Here is an 18951-nt window from a genome sequence, read left to right on the forward strand (position 1 = left end):
ATCCTCGGGGGAGCAATCGTCGATTGCTTGGGGTCGCGAAACTTCTCATGCACCCGGACGATTGATGTCCGAGACGAAACGGGCCTATAGGCTCGCGTCCTCCCCCTACGGAAACGAGGTTTCCCACACGTGGCCAAAGCCCCTGCTGCTCGGAAAAACGAGCCCCTGACGCCCAACCGCGAGCGTCCCGACGAACCCCAGCCCTACAAGGCGTCCAAGGAAGAGCTGCTCGAATTCTACAAGCAGATGCTGCTCATCCGCCGCTTCGAGGAGAAGGCGGGCCAGCTCTATGGCCTCGGCCTGATCGGCGGTTTCTGCCATCTCTACATTGGCCAGGAAGCCGTCGCGGTCGGCCTGCAATCGGCGCTGACCGAAAAAGACAGCGTGATCACCGGTTATCGCGACCATGGTCACATGCTGTTGTGCGGGATCCCGCCGCAGGATGTGATGGCCGAGCTCACGGGGCGCCAGGCAGGCATCTCGAAGGGCAAGGGCGGCTCGATGCACATGTTCAGCGTCGAGCATAAATTCTATGGCGGCCACGGTATCGTCGGCGCGCAGGTCTCGCTCGGCACCGGGCTTGGCTTCAGCCATAAATACAAGGGCGATGGCGGCGTGTGCCTCGCCTATTTCGGCGACGGCGCCTCCAACCAGGGCCAGGTCTATGAAAGCTTCAACATGGCCGAGCTGTGGAAGCTGCCGGTCATCTACGTCATCGAAAACAACCAGTACGCCATGGGCACCAGCGTCAATCGCTCATCGTCCGAGGATCAGCTCTATCGCCGCGGCGAGAGCTTCCGCATCCCGGGCATCCAGGTCGACGGCATGGACGTGCTTGCCTGCCGCGGCGCAGCTGAAGAGGCTCTGGCCTGGGTGCGCGCCGGCAAGGGGCCGATCATCCTCGAGATGAAGACCTATCGCTATCGTGGCCATTCCATGTCCGACCCGGCCAAATATCGCAGCCGCGAGGAAGTCCAGGCCGTCCGCGACAAGTCCGACCCGATCGAGCATGTGAAGAAGCTGCTTGAGGAACTCGGTGCGAAGGAGGACGAGTTCAAGAAGGTCGATCAGGAGATCAGGAAAATCGTGAACGAAGCCGCCGATTTCGCCGAACAGACGCCTGAGCCGGATCCAGCCGAACTCTACACCGACGTACTGGTGGAGTCCTACTGATGGCGATCGAGATCAAGATGCCGGCACTCTCCCCGACGATGGAGGAGGGCACGCTCGCGAAATGGCTCGTCAAGGAAGGCGACACGGTCAAGTCCGGCGATATCATGGCCGAGATCGAGACCGACAAGGCGACGATGGAGTTCGAGGCGGTCGACGAAGGCACGATCGGCAAGATCCTGGTCGCCGAGGGCACCGATAATGTGAAGGTCGGTACCGTCATCGCTGTGCTGAGCGCCGAGGGCGAAGAGGCTGCACCGGCTGCTCGGGCACCGGCCAAGCTTGCCGAGAGCGAAGCGCGGGCTGCCGAGCCGGTGAAGGCGCCGGAACGTGCCGAGATCAAGACACAGGCGCCTGAGCCCGAGGTTCCCGCTGGGACCGAGCTGGTCAAGCTGACTCTGCGCGAGGCATTGCGCGACGCGATGGCGGAGGAGATGCGCAAGGACGACCGCGTCTTCGTGATGGGCGAGGAAGTCGCGCAATATCAGGGTGCCTACAAGGTGACCCAAGGGCTGCTCGACGAATTCGGCGACAGGCGCGTGATTGACACGCCGATCACCGAATATGGCTTTGCCGGCGTCGGCACCGGCGCGGCGATGGGCGGTCTTCGCCCGATCGTAGAGTTCATGACGTTCAACTTCGCGATGCAGGCGATCGACCACATCATCAACTCCGCCGCGAAGACCAACTACATGTCGGGTGGCCAGATGCGCTGCCCGATCGTGTTCCGTGGTCCCAACGGTGCGGCCAGCCGGGTAGGTGCCCAGCATTCGCAGAACTACGGCCCCTGGTACGCCAGCGTGCCAGGCCTGATCGTGATCGCGCCCTATGACGCGGCCGACGCCAAGGGGCTGCTGAAGGCGGCAATCCGCAGTGAGGATCCGGTCGTGTTTCTCGAGAACGAACTGCTCTACGGTCGCACATTCGAGGTACCCGCGCTCGATGATTATGTCCTGCCGATCGGCAAGGCGCGGATCATGCGCGAGGGCAAGGACGTCACGATCGTCAGCTATTCGATCGGCGTAGGCCTGTCGCTCGAAGCTGCCGAGGCGCTGGCAGCCGAGGGGATCGACGCCGAGGTGATCGATCTGCGCACGCTGCGTCCGCTCGACAAGCAGGCGGTGCTCAAGAGCCTGAAGAAGACCAATCGCATGGTCGTCGTCGAAGAGGGCTGGGCGACATGTTCGATCAGCTCCGAAATCCTCGCCATCGCGATGGAGGAGGGCTTCGACGACCTCGATGCTCCCGTCCTGCGTGTGGCGAACGAAGATGTGCCGCTGCCCTATGCGGCCAATCTCGAGAAGCTCGCGCTGATCAACGCCGACAAGATCGTCGCGGCGGTGAAAAAGGTAACCTACCGCTAACGGCAGCGTGGTGTCTTCGGGCGCCCGTCCCATGGATGGGCGCCTGATGGCCGCATGCGTACGAACAGGTTTGACAAGGCGGTGACGGGGGAGCAATCGCGCCCCTGTCGGCGACTCGTCGGCGATCAGGAAGCAATCAGACCAATGCCAAGCGACAGTAGTCGATTATCCGCGCCACTGGAGGCGCCGGGCCGGGTCTGATCCATCAGTCTCGCCCCGGGGTGCCGCCAGCGGTGCCCGTCGAGGTGAGAATGAGCATATTGCCCCAAACCGGCCCCCAAACCGGCCAGAGCCTTGCGCCGTTGTCGCGTATCGTACGCGTGAGAATGGCGTCGAGCTGGGCCGACATGATCGCCTTCCTGCTGCTGGCGGGCGCGGCTGTGCTGGTTATTCGCGGCGCGGAAGGGATGGCGGAGCCGCTGTCGCATCTCCGCATGGACCCTGTCACGCTCGATCCGGCGAACCTGCCGGCCTATGCGTTGCGGACCACGCTGCGCATGTTCGCCGCGCTGGGCGCCTCGCTGGTCTTCACGCTCGTCGTCGCGACGCTCGCCGCCAAGAGCAGGCGCGCGGAAATGGTGATCGTGCCCGCGCTCGACATCCTGCAATCGGTACCGATCCTCGGCTTCCTCACCTTCACCGTCACCTTCTTCATGGGGTTGTTTCCCGGCAGGCAACTGGGCGTCGAACTCGCGGCGATCTTTGCGATCTTCACCAGCCAGGCCTGGAACATGGCGTTCAGTTTCTACCAGTCGCTCCGATCGGTACCGTCTGATCTGGAAGAGGTGTCGCGCGGTTTCTCCCTGTCCCCCTGGCGCAGGTTCATCCGGCTCGAACTGCCCTTTGCCACTCCCGCTTTGGTGTGGAACGCGATGATGTCAATGTCGGGCGGCTGGTTCTTCGTCGTCGCTTCGGAAGCGATCAGCGTCGGTAATACGCGGATCATGCTGCCGGGAATCGGATCATGGCTGGCGCTGGCGATCGACCAGGAGAATTTCCGTGCCATCGCGTGGGCGGTGGGTGCGATGGCGGTGGTGATCCTGCTGTATGACCAGCTTGTCTTCCGTCCGGTGGTGGCCTGGGCCGATCGTTTTCGGTTCGAGCAGACCGCGTCGCAGGATCGGCCGCAATCCTGGGCCTATGACCTGTTTCTGCGCGCGCGACTGCTGCCGGTGGTCTTCGCCCCCTTGATCGGGCTTGGACGGCTGCTGATGGCGATCGACCGTCGTCCGGCCCGGCGGCCCAGGGCACCGCGCGATATCGCGCCCGGGCGGGTCGGCCAAATCCTGTGGCTCGGGACGCTGGCGGTGGCGCTCGCGGGGGCCGGGTGGCTGGTGATCGGCTATGTCGCCTATCACCTTGCCTGGCGCGATGCGGCGACGGCGTTCGGCTTCGGACTCCTGACCATGCTGCGCGTGCTTGTCCTGATCGCGCTGGCCAGCCTGGTCTGGGTACCGATCGGGGTGTGGATCGGGCTCCGTCCGCGATGGGCCGAACGCCTGCAGCCCGTCGCGCAGTTCCTCGCCGCGTTTCCGGCCAATGTGCTGTTCCCGTTCGCCGTCATCCTGATCGTCAGCTGGCATCTGAACGTCGATATCTGGCTTTCGCCGCTGATGATCCTCGGCACTCAATGGTATATCCTGTTCAACGTGATCGCGGGCGCCAGCGCGATCCCGAACGATCTGCGCGAGGCCGCCAGCATGTTCGGCATAAGGCGCTGGCAATGGTGGCGGCAGCTCGTGATCCCGGGCATCTTTCCCTATTATGTAACAGGGGCGCTGACAGCGTCCGGCGGCTCCTGGAATGCGAGCATCGTCGCCGAGGCGGTGTCGTGGGGAAGCCAGCATCTGGAGGCGAAGGGCCTCGGCGCCTATATCGCGAAAGCCACCGCCGCGGGTGATTATCCGCGCGTGACGCTGGGTATCGCGGTGATGTCGGTCTTCGTCATCGGTTTCAACCGGCTGCTGTGGCGGCCGCTCTACCGCTTCGCCGACCGCCGTCTCCGCCTCGGCTGACCCATCAGGAACAAGGAGCCCGACATGGCCACCATCCTCGCCCGCCCGCCAGCGACCCGCCCGCTCGTCACGGTCGAACATGTCCGCCACCGCTACGGGAGGTCGGGCGGCAGCGGGCTGCTCGTGCTCGATGATGTCGACCTGACGCTGAACGAGAATGAGGTCGTCGGGCTGCTCGGTCGCTCGGGATCGGGCAAGTCGACGCTGTTGCGCTCGATTGCCGGGCTGATCACCCCCGACGAGGGCGACATCCGCTTCGTCGCCGATGACGCAGGGGCCGCGCCGACGGTGAGCATGGTGTTCCAGACCTTCGCGCTGTTCCCCTGGCTGACCGTGCTCCAGAATGTCGAGCTTGGGCTCGAGGCGCAGCGTATCCCTGCCGAGGAACGACGTACCCGCGCGCTCGCCGCAATCGATCTGATTGGCCTCGACGGGTTCGAGAATGCCTATCCCAAGGAACTGTCGGGCGGGATGCGGCAGCGCGTCGGACTCGCGCGAGCGATCGTCGTCAACCCGTCGCTGCTGCTCATGGACGAGCCTTTTTCGGCGCTCGACGTGCTGACGGCGGAAACGCTGCGCACCGATCTGCTCGATCTCTGGTCTGAAGGCCGGATGCCGATCAAGTCGATCCTGATCGTCACTCATAATATCGAGGAGGCGGTGCTGATGTGCGATCGCATCCTCGTCTTCTCGTCCAACCCCGGCCGCGTCGCGGCGGAGATTCGGGTCGACCTCCCGCAACCACGCGACCGGCTCGATCCGTCTTTCCGCGCGCTGGTCGATGATATCTATGCGCAGATGACGGCGCGGGCCGATCCTGTTCCCGCGCGCGACGGGGCCTTCCCCGGCAGCGGTATCGCGATGGCGCTGCCGGTGGTGTCGACCAATGCGCTGGCCGGCCTGATCGAGGAGGTCGATGCGATGCCGTTCGACGGGCGCGCCAGCATGGCCGATCTCGCCGACCAGCTTCAGCTGGAGATCGACGAGCTGTTCCCGATGGCCGAGACCTTGCAACTCATGCGCTTCGCCGATCTTTCGGGTGGCGACCTGGCCCTGACGCCGGCCGCGCGACGCTATGCCGAATCAGACGTCGATCAGCGCAAGGCGATGTTCGCCCAGGCGTTGCTCGCCCATGTACCACTGGCGCACCATATCCGCCGGGTCCTCGACGAACGATCAAGCCATACGGCTCCGGCGCGGCGTTTCCGCGACGAGCTTGAGGATCATATGTCGCCCGACTATGCCGCCGAGACGTTGCGCGCGGTGACGCATTGGAGCCGCTATGCCGAAATCTTCGCCTATGACGAGGATGACGACCAGTTCAGCCTGGACGATCCCACTTGAAGTGAATGGGCGCGGGTCAGCTCGCGTAGAGGTTGCAGGTGGCGCGCGTCGCCGCTGGGGTCGGGTTGAAGATCTGGCTGAAGTCGCGATTGTCGCGGACGATGAAGGACGCGACATAGTGGATGCGCGCAGGGCTCATCAGCCAGGTGCCGCTGAGGGGCGTGTAGTAATAGTTGATCTCGACGAACATCACGCCCGAGCCCGCAGGCGCGTTCACCTTGGCGTTGGTGTCGCCCATGCCTGTCGCGGCGGTGGTTCCGGCATTCGTCGATGTCGCGGTGGTCCCCGCCGCGGTCGCAGTAGTGCCATAGCTGGAATCATAGTTGGTGCCGCTTTTCATGCCGAAACAGCGTTGCCAGTGAATTCGCTGAACTGGCGCGGTGTCGTAGCTTTGCTGGACATTCTCCAGGCTTGAAAGCGTGATGCGGGCCTTGGTGCCGAGGCCGATTCCGGAACCCTGATAGCGGACGGCCTGAAGGATATCGTTGATATCCACTTCGCGCAGTTGCTGGGTGTTGAGCGCGCTGGTCGTGCCGACGCGGCCCGCATTGTCAGCGAGGTTGAGGGCGATCTGGCTGACGCGCAGATTGATCAGCGCGAGATTTGCCGTCTCCACGCCATAGAGTCCCAGGGCGAGGACGACGGGCATGGCCAAGCCGAACTCGAGCATCGCCAGACCACCCCGGTCGCGGCGAAGGCGCGCGATCAGCCCATGCAGACGCGAGATCCGGCGGATCCCGGCGATCCTTGAGATCAGGTGCATATCGTCGTGTTCGCGCTTGTGGTTTGGGCGGCATAGGGCTGGTTCTTCAGCAGGGTGCTCGCCTTGATCGTCTGCGTGGAGGGCCAGCCGAGGAGACCGGCGACGGGGAACAGCCGGGGATAGGTGACGGTCACGGTGTAGAGCGTGACGTCGCTGGCGCCGCCCTGGCCCGTGACACCAGGGTCGGCATCCCACTGGTTGTTGCCGTTCTCGTCCGTGTAGCATTCGCCCGGATCGCGGATGCCGTTGCCGTTGGTGTCGACAAAGGGTTCCGGGGCGACCTCCGTGAAATTATCGTAGCTCATGCGCGTCGAACTGAGGGTGGCGTTCTTCGCGAGGGTCTGAATCATCGTCTGTACGCGCGCGTCGATCGTCGCGGTGCTGGCTGCCTCGATCGTAGAATCCCGCGCCGCCTTCTGGACCGCGCCGTTGAGGACGCTCTGGGCATATTGCTGATAGAGCATGTCACCCAGGCCCATCAGGAGCAGCAACATCACCGGGGAGACGATCGCGAATTCAATGATCGTCGCGCCGCGCCAGTCTGCTCTCAGACGAGTGGCGAGGGCGGCCAGTGGTTTCATTGGGAGATCCGCAGCATGGCCACCTGGCCAGCGATGCTGGTGAAGGCGGCGGTAAGCGAAGCGTTGTCGCTGGCATAATAAGCGCTGCCCGGCGAGGCGCAGGCGGTGAGCTGGCTGGTCAGCGTCTGGCCGAAGCCGACAACGAATATCTTGATGTTGCGCGCCTTGGCTGCCGAGCATTCCGCGAGGAAACGGGCGTTGTGATAATCGGTGTCTGACGAATAGGTGCCACCCGTCACGCGCTTGTCGTAATATTCCATGCCGTACATGCCGTAGATGCTGGTGTTCGGCGCCATGTCGCCGTCGGTCATGAAGACGATGTAGCGACTAGGTGGGGCGTGGCCTGGCCAGGTGCTGGTGTCGGAGGCAAAGAGTCCGGTCGGCGAAATCAGGCGTGTGCCCCAGATCATGCCCGTATCGTGGTAGGTGCCGCCCTGCGCCTTGAAGTCGACCGCGTTGACATAGTTGGAGACGTCGGTGCGCGCCATCGTGGCCAGGCGCTGGGCCGGTTTGCCGCACGAAACATAGCCGCTGGAGATATTCTGGCTCCATGCGGGGTTGGGGTTGGCAATCATGTTCGTATATTGGGTCGTCGCCCCGTCGGAGGACGTTGGAGCATAGTCCCCGTACGGAGTCGTGCTGTTCCCGGAATAATCGACCGAGGTCATGTTGCTGCCGCGATAATAGATCACGTCAGGCCACATCGGTCGCCATTTGGTCGCGTTACTTGTCGGAACGAGATCGGGATCGAGATCGTACGGCAGGCTGGCAATGTTGAAGCTCGACGAGACGGTCGTATCGCGTTCCTCGAGGCAACCTTGCCATTTCGACGTCACGCCGGTGATCTTGGAGGGGTCCGGAACGGCCACGCCGGTGATGTATTGGCTCACGTCGAACGGCCATTGCGCATAGCGCCAATTCGGTTTCAACGGCTGGGTGGTGGTCACGCAGATCCCACCGAGGAGCGTCCAGCTAGTGGTGACGTTCGTCGCTGTACCGTTGGTCGTATAGCCGGTTGCAGGATTGCGGCCGGTCGCCAGGCTGTTGCAGGTTGCTTGCGATGTAAGCAGGGTGGTGGTCGTCGTTGCCGAGCCGTTGTTGACGTCGCCGATCACCTTGCGCGACTGGTAGTTCCAGTTGGTCACCAGGTAATTGGTCGGTAGCAGATATCCGGCATTCACCGTGGATGTATAGGTGACGAAGCCATAGCGAATATGGGTCATCGCGCTCGAATTCGCGGCGAGCGTGTCGTAGAAACTCAGGACGGCAGTGCGGAGCCCGGAGAGCTTCGAACCGGTCTTCTCCGTCACGTAGTAGCCCGTGGTGCCATCGGGCCGGGTGTACGTCGCAACTGGCTGGCTGCAGCCGGCGGTGCCGTCAGCCGTCGTGCATGCCATCGATCCTGTCGTATCCAGCACGAACATGATGTCGCTGTCGCCGATATCGTACCGTGCCTGGCAGGCGACGCTGAGCGTTATCGAAGGCGTTCCGAACATCTGCATGATGGTCATCGGCACGACGGCCGATGCCGTGCCGGCGACCTGGCTGTCCGATGTCTTGGTAGGGGTGAAGGATACCGTGTTGGTGGTCATCCAGCCGGTGGTGAAATTGTTGGTGAAGAAGGCATTGGCTTGTGCCGCCGCGGTCGTATCAAGTGTCGTGCTGGTGCTGCTGGCCATGAACTTCCGGCCGGCGAGGACGCCGGCGTCGCACGCTTGCTGCAGGCGCACCTTCACCACATAGAGCCGCGCCATGTCGACGGCGGAACCGGCGAGGCCGGCCAGCGGGATCATCGCCACCGCCATCAACGCAAGGGTATTGCCGCGGACGTCGCGGGCGAGCGCGGCCATGAAGCCGCGGGATCTTGTGATGAGGTTTCGATCTTGCCTGGACACAGATAGTCGCCATTCTTGACGATATGGGCCCCGGGACTTCCAGTTATGGCGGAGGAATATTAATTTCGAGTCAATCGAGAGGCCGAGTCGCTTGCGTCGGCAAAGGCGGGAATCTGCTTGTTCGAGACATCAATTGGGGCAGGTCGAAGCCGTCACGCCCGTGGAGGGATAGACCTGGGTCAGGTCGCGCCGGTCGCGGACCGCCATTGACGCGAACTCAGTGAAGGTCGTGGTCGGCGCCAGTGTACCGCGTCCCACCAGCGGAACATAAGTGTAGAACACCTCGACGAACATCGTGGCATTGTCGTCTTGCGCCGTCACCTGCCGGCCGGCGGGCCCGATTCCCGTCAGGCTGGTCGTTCCGTTCCCCGGCGGATATTGCCGGGTGTAGGATGTCTTTGCGCCGTAGCAGCGACGCCAGCCGATCTTGTAGGTGCCCGCCGTGTTCGGATTCGAGGTCGGTTCGAGATCGGTCAGGATCACGCGGCCGTTGGTTTGCAGATCAAGCTCGCCTGACTGCATCTGAGCGCCGGTGAACAGGTCGTTGATATCGGCCTCGTTGATTGTTTTCGACGCCAACTGGCTGCCACTGCCCATACGAGCCGCGTCGTCGGCGATATGCAGCGCCAACTGGCTGATCCGCATCTTGGTGGTGATATAATTCGTCATCTCAGCGCCGGTGAGCGCCATCGTCAGGAAAACAGGCAGGATGAGTGCGAACTCGAGCAGCGCTAGGCCGCTCCTGTCCTCACTAAACAGGGCGAGAGCACGGCCCGGAAAGTGGGGCAGGCGGGTGATCATGGGCAATTCCTCACGGTCGGCGGCCCATAGCTTCCCTGGTCACCATAGGGCTGGTTGGCGAGGACGGTCGAGGCGGTGATGTTTGTGGTATTGGAGCCGCCTATGATCCGATACAGCGGAAAGTAGCGCGGGTAGGTCATAGCGACGGTATAGACGGTCTTGTCCTTGGCACCGCCCTGGCCACCGTCACCACCGTCGCCATCCCAATAGGTATTGTTGTTGGCGTCCTGATAGGGCTCGCCCGCGTCGCAAGTTCCATTGCCGTTGGTATCGGTCCATGTCTCGGCCTGAGCAGCAGCGGCGGCGGAGAAGGTGCGGTAATAGCGCCGCGTGATGGTAATGTCGGCGTTATTCGCGATCGCCTTCACCGACGCGCGCACCTTGTTGTCCAGAACGGTCTGCTGGGCAGTGACGGTTCCCGCCTCAAGGGCCGAATCTCTGGCCACCTTCTGAACGACGCCTTGCAGGACCGAGCGCATATAGAGCGAGTGGGCGGTATCGAATGCGCCGAGAAGCAATAGGCTTATCACCGGCGCGACGATGGCAAATTCGACGACCGTCGCGCCGCGCCTGTCGGCATATATTCCCCGGATTCGTCGCGTCATTTCGTCAGCCTCAGCTGCGAGATCTGGTTGGCGATCGACCGGAAGGTCTGCTGGAGCTGTACCGAGTTGCGGGCGGAGAAGAACCGGCCGGTTGTGGCGCAGCTGGTGAGCTGCGCCTCGATCGTCGGATTGCTTACCCCGAACCAGATAACCCAGAGGGTGATGTTCTTGTTCTTCACCGCCGCGCACAATGCTGCCGTCCGGGCGTTCACCTGCTGGGTGAGAGTGCCGGTGGTTGTGCAGCCTTCGGTAGGCGCGGTGCCCGTGTCGGTCTGGCGACGATCGAACCATGCCATGCCATAAGCCTGATAGTTCGTGATCGAGGTGCAGGCGTCGCCGTCGGTCATGAAGATCAGGTGGCGCTCGATCTCGCCGCCGCGGGAGGCGAATTCGTTCTCCGAGCGGAATAGGCCCGTCGGCGAGAGAAGGCGGGCGCCCCACAGCAAGCCGATGTCGTGATAGGTGTTGCCGCCATTCTCGTAGAGCCCGTCGACATACTCGTCGAAATCCCCGGGATCGGGCCATTGCTGCAGCTTCTTGGCTTCCTTGAGGCAGCTATATCCCTTGCCCGTATAGTTGGTGAAGGTCGTCACCTGATTGAGATTATAGGCGGAGCTATTGCTGTAGTTGGTGCGACGGACCCACTCCACGTCAGTGAGCGCGGGTTTCCACTGGGTGGTGACATCCCAGGTGCTCGGGGTGGAATCGATATCCAGATCCTTCGCGCCTGCCGGAATCGGGCTGTAGGTCGCCTGGCGCACTGTTTCGCGCTCTTCGACGCATCCGTCCCAGGTGACCGTCTTGTTGGTGAAATTGTCCCCGATCGGCAGGGTGAGGCTGGTGGTGGTGGCCCAGCCATTGCCGCTCTTGAACGCCGAAAAATCGATGCTTTTGGGCTTGTACAGCCAAGCCGGCACCGCCACCGCACCGTTGGTGCTGGCGAGCGATTTGTTGTACGTTGCACGTCGTTCCAGCGACCGCGTGCGCACTTGGATGACGCAGCGCTTCGTGGTCGAATTATAGGACCGCTGGTAGTTGCTCTGGACAGAAGCAGTATACGCCCTGAACTGAGTATCGCTTTCGTTACTGCCGGTGTTCGCCGTACCGTTACTGGTATATTGATCGCCGGGGATACTCAGGGCGCTGTTGCACGCACTGCTGCTGTTCGCGTTTACAGCAGTGCCATAGTCAGCCCAGGCGCTATAGCCGCCGACATTTCGGGTGACCGGGTTGCCGTTGTTGTCGTCGAGCCAATTGTTCCAAGTGCCGTAAATCGCCGACTGTTCGCGCGATTGATAGGTCCAGCTACTGGCGAACCAGCCGCTCGGCAGCAGTTTCCCGACGTTCACGTTCATGTCGTACGGCACGAACCCGAAACGGACTTGTACCTGGCTCCCGACTCCGCCGCTCGGCTCGCCTCCATCGCAGTCAGCATTGGTGTTTTCACGAGCGACGATCTCGTAGAAGCACTTCACGGCGACCTTGAGGCCAGTCAGCTTGGAGGCGTTGTCTCCGCTGAGCGTGTCGCCCATCGAGCCGGTGTTGTCGAGCACGAACATCACGTCCGTGTTGGGCAGCCGCATCTCGGCATCGCAATTGACCGATAAAGTGGCATAGGCCCAGTCCTTGGTCACCACCTTGACCAGGGTCATCTGCAATTCGACGGATGCCGTGCCGGATACCTTGCCGGCACTTTCCGTGAAGGTCTTTGTCAGGTTGCGGGTGCCGTAACCGTTGATTGGAAAATTGGCATCGAAGAACCGGACCGCGGTGGCATTGGGCATGCCGTTGCTCTGAGTCCAGATACCGCCGCCCATCGCCTTGCGCCCGGCGAGCGCCCCGGCGTCGCAGGCATGTTGCAGCCGCGTCTTGGTAATATACATGCGGCTCATGTCGATGCCGCCACCCATCAACCCCGCAAGCGGGATCAAAGCAATAGCCATGATCGCGATCGTATTGCCGCGAATGTCGCTTGCGAGGCGACTCAGGAAGCCACGCGTCTCCGCGCGCTTCTTCGAATTTTTCGGCAGCATTTGTTAACCCCCGGTGGAAACAATTCCCGCTCGATCGGCTATGGCGGGCAAGGAATAATCTCTCTTCAAGCGATATGGTTAACAGAGTGATGGCAAATGCCGTTTCAGGCGGAGATCCGACGACCACCCGTGATCCCGAGTGGGAACTCGTCCTGCACTATGCGCCGCGCGCCGCAGTGCCTGGCATGGTGGCGCTTTTCGGGCTCGATACCCTTCTCGCGCAGATCCTCCGCACGACGCGTGAGCCGATGGTCGGGCAGATGCGGCTGACCTGGTGGCATGAAGCGCTGACCCGGCTCGACAGCGCGCCACCGCCGGCCGAGCCGGTCCTCCAGGCGCTCGCGCGAGATGTCATCCCCCATGGGATCACCGGTGAGCGGCTCGCCTTGATGATCGAGGGCTGGGAGGAACTGCTCGAGGCGCCGCCGCTCGGCGACGAGGCGATCGCGCGCCATGCGGCGCTTCGCGGGGGCACGCTGTTCGCGATGGCCGGGGGCCTGCTGGGCGCAAAGGCCTCCGATCCGCTGGCGGAGGCCGGGGAGGGGTGGGCGCTTGCCGATCTTGCCCGTCACCTGAGCGACCGGCCGACTGCACAACGCGCGCTGGCGAGCGCTGGCGCGCCGCTCGCCCGGGCGGCGCAGGCGCATTGGAGCCGCCAGGCGAGGCCGCTCGGCGCGCTGGCGCATCTCGCGCGCCTGAACCTGGCCGTGCCGCTCGACCAGCCAGTGCCGGCCGGCGCGCCGCGCCGGGTCGCTCGTATCCTGCTTCACCGGATGACTGGCCGCTAGGCTTCCCCGCCGCCCGGAAAGGCGATAGCGTTTCGCTGGCCGGACCGGGAGGAGACAGGGATGATGTGGCGCTATATCGCGGGCGGTGCTTCGGCGCTGCTGCTGGTCACCGCGGGAGTCATGCTGTCGACCGGCCGGGCCCGTCCGCCCTCGCCGCTGGCGACGCAGCCGGTCGTGGCGGTCGCGCAGGAGGAGCCGCTTCCTGCCGGGGTCCCCGAGGCGAGCGAACGCACCCGGGAACAGAAGCGCTTCGACCGGTACGACAAGGATCGCAATGCCCAGGTGACGCGCGAGGAGTATCTCGTCCAGCGGCGCAAGGCCTTTGCGAAGCTCGACACCAACCAGGACGGCCAGCTCTCGTTCGACGAATGGGCGGTGAAGACCACGACGAAATTCGCGCTGGCCGACAAGGACAAGTCGGGTGCGATGAACGCGGCGGAGTTCGCGACGACCGCGCCCAAGCGCACCGTCAAGCGCAGGCCGAACTGTCCGCCAGCCCAGGCACCGCGCGAGGACGAGGAAGCCTGATTCTCCAACGGTGCCGCTGTTTTTGCGTTTCGTTTTTCTTTCCGCTGTTATGTTGGATTCTGGAGCGGAAATCCTGCCATGTTTACAATGGCTTGATGCGCGTTTTCCCTGTTACGGCATAACAGCGGAAAACCTGACCGCAACAGCGGAGGAATGGCCGGGATTTTCCGCTGCATCCGGCGGAAAACGGCCTGACAAAATCGGTCATGTCAAAGAGCGTGTCGGGGCCAGGCTGGCACTCCGATCGCCCTGTGCTCTCACGATCCCGGCGACGGTTGAATCAACGGGAGATCAGGCCGCGATCCAGGCTCCGAACGCTTCGCGGGCGCGATCAGTGTACATCTTCTTGCGGTCGGCCTTTTTGGTGCGGCCCGGGATCGGGGGCATCAGCCCGAAATTGACGTTCATCGGCTGATAGGTTTCCGCGACGGCCGCGCCGGTGATGTGGTGGAGCAGGGCGCCAAAGGCAGTTTCGACCGGCGGCGGGGCGAGCGTGCGCCCGCCAAGTTCGGCGGCGGCGAAGCGGCCCGCCAGCAGCCCGATCGCGGCGCTTTCGATATAGCCCTCGCAGCCGGTGATCTGCCCGGCGAAACGGATGTTCGGCTTGTTCTTCAGCCGGAGGCTAGGGTCGAGCAGTTCGGGCGAGCGGATGAAGGTGTTGCGGTGCAACCCGCCGAGCCGGGCGAACTCGGCCTTCTCCAGCCCCGGGATGGTGCGGAACAGGTTGACCTGTTCGGCATGCTTGAGCTTGGTCTGGAAGCCAACGATGTTCCAGAGCGTGCCCTGGGCATTATCCTGGCGGAGCTGGACCACGGCATGGGGCCAGCGCCCGGTGCGCGGATCGTCAAGGCCGACCGGCTTCATCGGGCCGAAGCGGAGCGTGTCGAACCCGCGTTCGGCCATCACCTCGATCGGCATGCAGCCCTCGAAATAGGGCGTGTCCTTTTCCCATTCCTTGAAGTCGGTCTTCTCGCCCGCGATCAGCCCGGCGTGGAAGGCAGCGTACTGATCCTTGTCCATCGCGCAGTTGATGTAATCCTTGCCTTCTCCCTTGTTCCAGCGCGACTGGAACCAGGCGGTCTCCATATCGATCGAATCGAAATGGACGATCGGCGCGATGGCATCGAAGAAAGCGAGCGCGTCGGCGCCAGTCGCAGCGCCGATGCTGGAAGCGAGGCCGGCGGCGGTGAGGGGGCCGGTGGCGATAATGGCGAGGCCGTCGTCGGGCAGGGCGTCGACCCGTTCCCGCACGACCGTGATGTTGGGGTGCGCGGAAATGGCGGCGGTGACGCCGGCCGAAAAGCCATCGCGGTCGACCGCGAGCGCGGAACCGGCGGGCACCTTGTGGATATCGCCCTCCCGCATGATCAGCGAGCCGAGCGCGCGCATCTCGGCATGGAGCAGCCCGACCGCGTTGCTGGTCGCATCGTCCGAGCGGAAGCTGTTCGAACAGACCAGTTCGGCGAGGCCGTCAGTGTGATGTGCGGGCGTCATCTCGCCCGAGCCGCGCATTTCGGAAAGCTTCACCTTGAAGCCGGCTTCGGCAAGCTGCCACGCGGCCTCGGAGCCGGCGAGGCCGCCGCCGATGATCTGGATGTCGTGAGTCATGGCGCGGGCAGATAGCAGCGTGTCCGGCGATCGGCCAGCGGGGCTAATCCTGGTCGGGCCACGCCGTCAGGTGCCGACAGATCAGGGCGCACACGATCCCGGGGATGGTGAAGGCGAGGATCAGGAGGAGGAGCGGGCCCTCGCCGGTGCCGTCGCGTGTCAGGGACGCGACGAAGGGAATCGAAAACAATGTCGCCAACGCGGCGCCGGCTGCAGCCCATACCGAGTATGATCGCGACTCCGGCGCGTGTCGCCCCAGCCAGGACATGACCGAGGCACCGAAGAGGATGGGCAAGCCCCCAATGAAGAACCCCACCGGCATCGATGCGGCCAGCAGGAGTATGAAGAAGCCGACCTGCTCCGCGCCGAGCCTTTGAAGTTGCTCTGGATACTGGATCACCAGGCCGATCAGCAGGGAATGCAAGAGCAGCGGGCCGGCGAGTAACGAGGCTGCGATGGTTCCGGCAAGGATCGAGGAGGTGCTGCGCATCCAGTTTCGCTAACATGCGCTTCTTGAAGGGCCGATAGCGGCGCGCGATCTGCACCGTAAATCCACGCAAGGCCCATCGGAAATCCGACGGAGTTCAACCGTGTCCTCTTTCTCGCCGTGCCGGGGAGGGGGACCAGCGAAGCTCGCAGACGATGCGTTTGCGGAGAACCCCCTCCACCACGCGCTGAAGAAACGCGCGGTTCCCCTCCCCGTGCCGGGGAGGAGTTCAGGTCGTCGTCTCTTCCTCCTCCGCGAGCTCCGCACAGACCCGAGCAGTGTGCTCGTCGGCGGGAAAGGTGCAGTCGATCCGTATCTCGTCGAGCGTCACGTCGTGCGGTGCCGCGAAGGTCGTGAAGGTTTCGAAGAAACGAAGCTCGCCACGTGGACTGGCGAAGGTGAAGGTGATGATCGGGGCGGGTTCCTCGCCGAGATCGCGCAGCCGCCAGCGTTGAGGCACGCCGGGATAGCTGAACGCCTCGTCGAGCAACCGCCGCGTCCGGCGGTCTGTCGGATTAGCGGTGAGATCATCGTGCAGGTGGCGAATGAAGCGCCCCGCCACCTCGGGCCAGTTGACGATGACCGAACGGAAATCGGCCGGATCGAAGAGTTGGTGGATCAGATTGGCGTGCGGGCTCTGGCGGCCGCCAGTCAGCAGGTTGTTGAGGCGCACTGCCGCGGCATTGGTCATCAGCACATCCCAGTGCCGGCTGATCACGAAGGCGGGATAGGGCTCCTGGTGTGCAATGATCAACTCGACTGCCTGGCGCACCCGGTCGAGCGCCGGCGCGGCGAGATCGCGCTCCGGATGCATCGCCGCGTAGCCGGCCGCCCGGAGCAGGATATTGCGCTCGCGCAGCGGCATGGCCAGCGTATCGGCGAGCCGGGATATTGTCTCGCGACTGGCCTGCGCCTTGCCGGTTTCGATGCAGCTCAGATGGCGGGTCGAGATGCCCGCCTCAAGCGAGAGATCGAGCTGGCTCATCCGACGCGCCGCCCGCCATTCGCGCAGCAGCATGCCGACGGGAGGATAGGCATCTTCGGTTGCGTGTGTAGCCAAGGCGACTCCTCCCGCTTTCGGCGCCGGCTAGCCGGGGTCGGGTGGCGTGACATAGCCCGGCCCGATCGCGGATGCATGTCACCATTGCATCCGACGGCGGCAGATCAGGGCGCAACATGCTCCGGTGAAGGTAAAGGCAACAAGGGTGGTTGCGTGTCCGCTGGCCGGTCCGGCACCGGTTGCTGCTACAGAGAGGGCGCAGGTGAGAGCGCCCGCCAGTGCCCATATCACCGGCAGTCGCGTGGCTTCGTTGCGATTTCCCAGCCAGGTCATGAGCGAGGCGCCGAGAAGATTGACAGGCAAAGCGAGGATCGTGCCGAAGAACGCCGCGACCAGCGCCAGCATCGGGATTCCCGTGATGGCAGCGCCGTCCAGATCGATCCCGACCTGCTTGCCCGGATCGTCGGCCCAGATACCGAGACAGAAGCCGAGCAGGAAGAGCGGTCCGGCAGCCATCGAGGCGAAGGTGATGCTCGACCAGTTGATCGATGCGCGTGCCACCGTCCGCTCTTCCCGCCGGGAATTCATGCGAGGGCCGCCCGGCGACCGTCGCGGTCGTCGAGCCAGCCATTCACCTTGCGGCCGAACTGCGCGATCGCGCCCATGTTGAAGAAATGCATCGCGCCAAGCACGATCACCGCTAGACCGACCTTGCCGCTGAGGAAGCGCATCGCGCCGGTGATCGTGGTCGGTTCCTGGCCGAGGCTGAGGGTCAGCGTGATGAAGCCGATATTGACGAGGTAGAAGCCCACCACGAGCAGGTGATTGGTCGAGCGCGCGAGTGTTTCGTTCTGGCCGAAGCACTGGATGAGGAAGACGACGCCGTTCTTCGACAGGGTGTGCCCCACCCAGATGGTGATCGCCAGCGTGATCGCGAGATAGAGGAGGTAGACTGTCTCGACCATGGTGATTTCCTTTCTTCCTGTAATGAGAGAAATGTACGGGCGTGAAACGGTTTCTCCTTCGACGATTTTTATGCTCAGCGTCAGGTGTTGGAAGCGGTCGAAAGCAAGATTTCAAGAAGGCGTTAGTGGCCGATTTTATTCACGCGAAGACGCGAAGGCGCGAAGAGAGATTGTGCAGGACGAGAAAAATCCCGCGTCGATCCGTGCGGTGCACTCCACATTTTTCGATCGCGGCTTCGTCGACTATTTCCTTCGCGTCTTCGCGCCTTCGCGTGAACCAATTCCCTGTTGGGATGAGCGACGTGCCGACTGCTCATTTTGCCTAGTCCGCCTTTGCCTTGGCGCTGGGGATGAAGCGGGCGACCTTGCTGCCGAGCTTCATCAAGGTGACCAGGGTGGGCTTGGGCAGGGTGCGGACCTGATCGTACCAGCCGCCCAAGGTCGAGATGAACTCATGCATGCGCGTCACTCGATCGCGGACATGGGCGGGCGTGGCCTTGTCGTTCTTCATGCGCTCGGACAGTTCGGCGAGCAGGGCGAGGGTGGGGTCGATCTCGCGTCGTTTACGCTCGGCGGTAATGCGCATCAGCATTTCCCACAGGTCGGTTTCCGCGACGAAATGGTCGCGGCGGTCTCCCTCGACATGGACGCGGCGGACGATGCCGTAGCCCTGCAATTCCTTGAGTCCGGTCGACACGTTCGATCGGGCAAGGCCGAGGGCCTCCACGATCGCTTCGGCATCGATCGGCCTGTCGGACAGATAGAGCAGCGCGTGGATTTGCGCGACCGACCGGTTGACGCCCCATTGAGTGCCCATCTCCCCCCAATGGAGGATGAAGGCTTTGACGTCGGGATGATCGGTGATCGTCATATGTTTCTCTTTTCTGTAAAGACAGAAATATAAGATATTGAGTGCTATGTCAACGGGACGTTCGCGCGATGCCGGCGCGAAGCAGCAGGTGCATCGGCCAACCATATTCCACTTCCCCGGCGAAGGCCGGGAC

General features: G+C 63.3%; 18 protein-coding genes. 6 read left to right on the forward strand and 12 right to left on the reverse strand.

The window, feature by feature from the left end; translation table 11 throughout:
- The first annotated feature begins 129 nt into the window (after positions 1-129).
- The 4 genes from pdhA to P0Y59_05160 all read left to right on the forward strand — a co-directional run bounded on the left by pdhA (position 130) and on the right by P0Y59_05160 (position 5893).
- Complete coding sequence (pdhA, locus tag P0Y59_05145) at positions 130-1173, forward strand: pyruvate dehydrogenase (acetyl-transferring) E1 component subunit alpha (protein ID WEK01079.1); 1044 nt, start codon at positions 130-132, stop codon at positions 1171-1173.
- On the forward strand, positions 1173-2534 hold the full coding sequence (locus tag P0Y59_05150) for a pyruvate dehydrogenase complex E1 component subunit beta (protein WEK01080.1): 1362 nt from the start codon (positions 1173-1175) through the stop codon (positions 2532-2534). The genes pdhA and P0Y59_05150 overlap by 1 nt, the downstream gene beginning before the upstream one ends.
- 326 nt (positions 2535-2860) lie before the next feature.
- Entirely contained in the window at positions 2861-4549 is a 1689-nt protein-coding gene (locus tag P0Y59_05155; GenBank protein WEK01081.1) for an ABC transporter permease subunit, read from the forward strand.
- A 24-nt stretch (positions 4550-4573) separates the two neighbouring features.
- Positions 4574-5893: a nitrate/sulfonate/bicarbonate ABC transporter ATP-binding protein gene (locus tag P0Y59_05160; GenBank protein WEK01082.1), complete on the forward strand. Its 1320-nt coding sequence runs from the start codon at positions 4574-4576 to the stop codon at positions 5891-5893.
- 16 nt (positions 5894-5909) lie between these two features.
- Here P0Y59_05160 and P0Y59_05165 read toward each other — a convergent pair whose 3' ends face one another.
- The 6 genes from P0Y59_05165 to P0Y59_05190 form a co-directional block, all read right to left on the reverse strand.
- Positions 5910-6656, reverse strand: coding sequence for a pilus assembly protein (locus P0Y59_05165; GenBank protein WEK01083.1), 747 nt, complete (start codon positions 6654-6656; stop codon positions 5910-5912).
- The gene (locus P0Y59_05170; protein WEK01084.1) at positions 6647-7237 is read right to left on the reverse strand and encodes a TadE/TadG family type IV pilus assembly protein; all 591 of its coding nucleotides are present in this window, start codon (positions 7235-7237) and stop codon (positions 6647-6649) included. Before P0Y59_05170 ends, P0Y59_05165 begins: the two co-directional genes overlap by 10 nt.
- Positions 7234-9087 carry a pilus assembly protein TadG-related protein gene (locus P0Y59_05175; protein ID WEK01085.1) on the reverse strand — a complete coding sequence of 618 codons (1854 nt, stop codon included), beginning with the start codon at positions 9085-9087 and terminating at the stop codon, positions 7234-7236. Before P0Y59_05175 ends, P0Y59_05170 begins: the two co-directional genes overlap by 4 nt.
- A gap of 174 nt (positions 9088-9261) precedes the next feature.
- Positions 9262-9933: a pilus assembly protein gene (locus P0Y59_05180; GenBank protein ID WEK01086.1), complete on the reverse strand. Its 672-nt coding sequence runs from the start codon at positions 9931-9933 to the stop codon at positions 9262-9264.
- The gene (locus P0Y59_05185) at positions 9930-10538 is read right to left on the reverse strand and encodes a pilus assembly protein (protein ID WEK01087.1); all 609 of its coding nucleotides are present in this window, start codon (positions 10536-10538) and stop codon (positions 9930-9932) included. Before P0Y59_05185 ends, P0Y59_05180 begins: the two co-directional genes overlap by 4 nt.
- Positions 10535-12481 carry a pilus assembly protein TadG-related protein gene (locus P0Y59_05190; GenBank protein ID WEK01088.1) on the reverse strand — a complete coding sequence of 649 codons (1947 nt, stop codon included), beginning with the start codon at positions 12479-12481 and terminating at the stop codon, positions 10535-10537. Before P0Y59_05190 ends, P0Y59_05185 begins: the two co-directional genes overlap by 4 nt.
- 179 nt (positions 12482-12660) lie before the next feature.
- Between P0Y59_05190 and P0Y59_05195 the strand changes: the two genes are divergently transcribed.
- Positions 12661-13359 (forward strand): squalene/phytoene synthase family protein, encoded by a 699-nt coding sequence (locus P0Y59_05195; GenBank protein WEK01089.1) that lies wholly within the window; start codon positions 12661-12663, stop codon positions 13357-13359.
- 63 nt (positions 13360-13422) lie between these two features.
- Positions 13423-13887, forward strand: a complete 465-nt coding sequence (locus P0Y59_05200; protein ID WEK02500.1) for an EF-hand domain-containing protein — start codon at positions 13423-13425, stop codon at positions 13885-13887.
- A gap of 291 nt (positions 13888-14178) precedes the next feature.
- Here P0Y59_05200 and trmFO read toward each other — a convergent pair whose 3' ends face one another.
- The 6 genes from trmFO to P0Y59_05230 all read right to left on the reverse strand — a co-directional run bounded on the left by trmFO (position 14179) and on the right by P0Y59_05230 (position 18818).
- Positions 14179-15495, reverse strand: a complete 1317-nt coding sequence (trmFO, locus tag P0Y59_05205; GenBank protein WEK01090.1) for a methylenetetrahydrofolate--tRNA-(uracil(54)-C(5))-methyltransferase (FADH(2)-oxidizing) TrmFO — start codon at positions 15493-15495, stop codon at positions 14179-14181.
- Positions 15496-15538: 43 nt separating this feature from the next.
- A complete protein-coding gene (locus tag P0Y59_05210; protein ID WEK01091.1) occupies positions 15539-15985 on the reverse strand; it encodes a hypothetical protein in 447 nt (148 codons plus the stop codon).
- Between the two features lie 226 nt (positions 15986-16211).
- Complete coding sequence (locus tag P0Y59_05215; GenBank protein ID WEK01092.1) at positions 16212-17042, reverse strand: helix-turn-helix transcriptional regulator; 831 nt, start codon at positions 17040-17042, stop codon at positions 16212-16214.
- Between the two features lie 78 nt (positions 17043-17120).
- Positions 17121-17543 (reverse strand): hypothetical protein, encoded by a 423-nt coding sequence (locus P0Y59_05220; GenBank protein WEK01093.1) that lies wholly within the window; start codon positions 17541-17543, stop codon positions 17121-17123.
- Between the two features lie 23 nt (positions 17544-17566).
- A complete protein-coding gene (locus P0Y59_05225) occupies positions 17567-17947 on the reverse strand; it encodes a hypothetical protein (protein ID WEK01094.1) in 381 nt (126 codons plus the stop codon).
- Between the two features lie 322 nt (positions 17948-18269).
- A complete protein-coding gene (locus P0Y59_05230) occupies positions 18270-18818 on the reverse strand; it encodes a MarR family transcriptional regulator (protein ID WEK01095.1) in 549 nt (182 codons plus the stop codon).
- Positions 18819-18951 lie beyond the last annotated feature (133 nt).

Source organism: Candidatus Sphingomonas phytovorans, assembly GCA_029202385.1.
GTDB lineage: Bacteria > Pseudomonadota > Alphaproteobacteria > Sphingomonadales > Sphingomonadaceae > Sphingomonas > Sphingomonas phytovorans.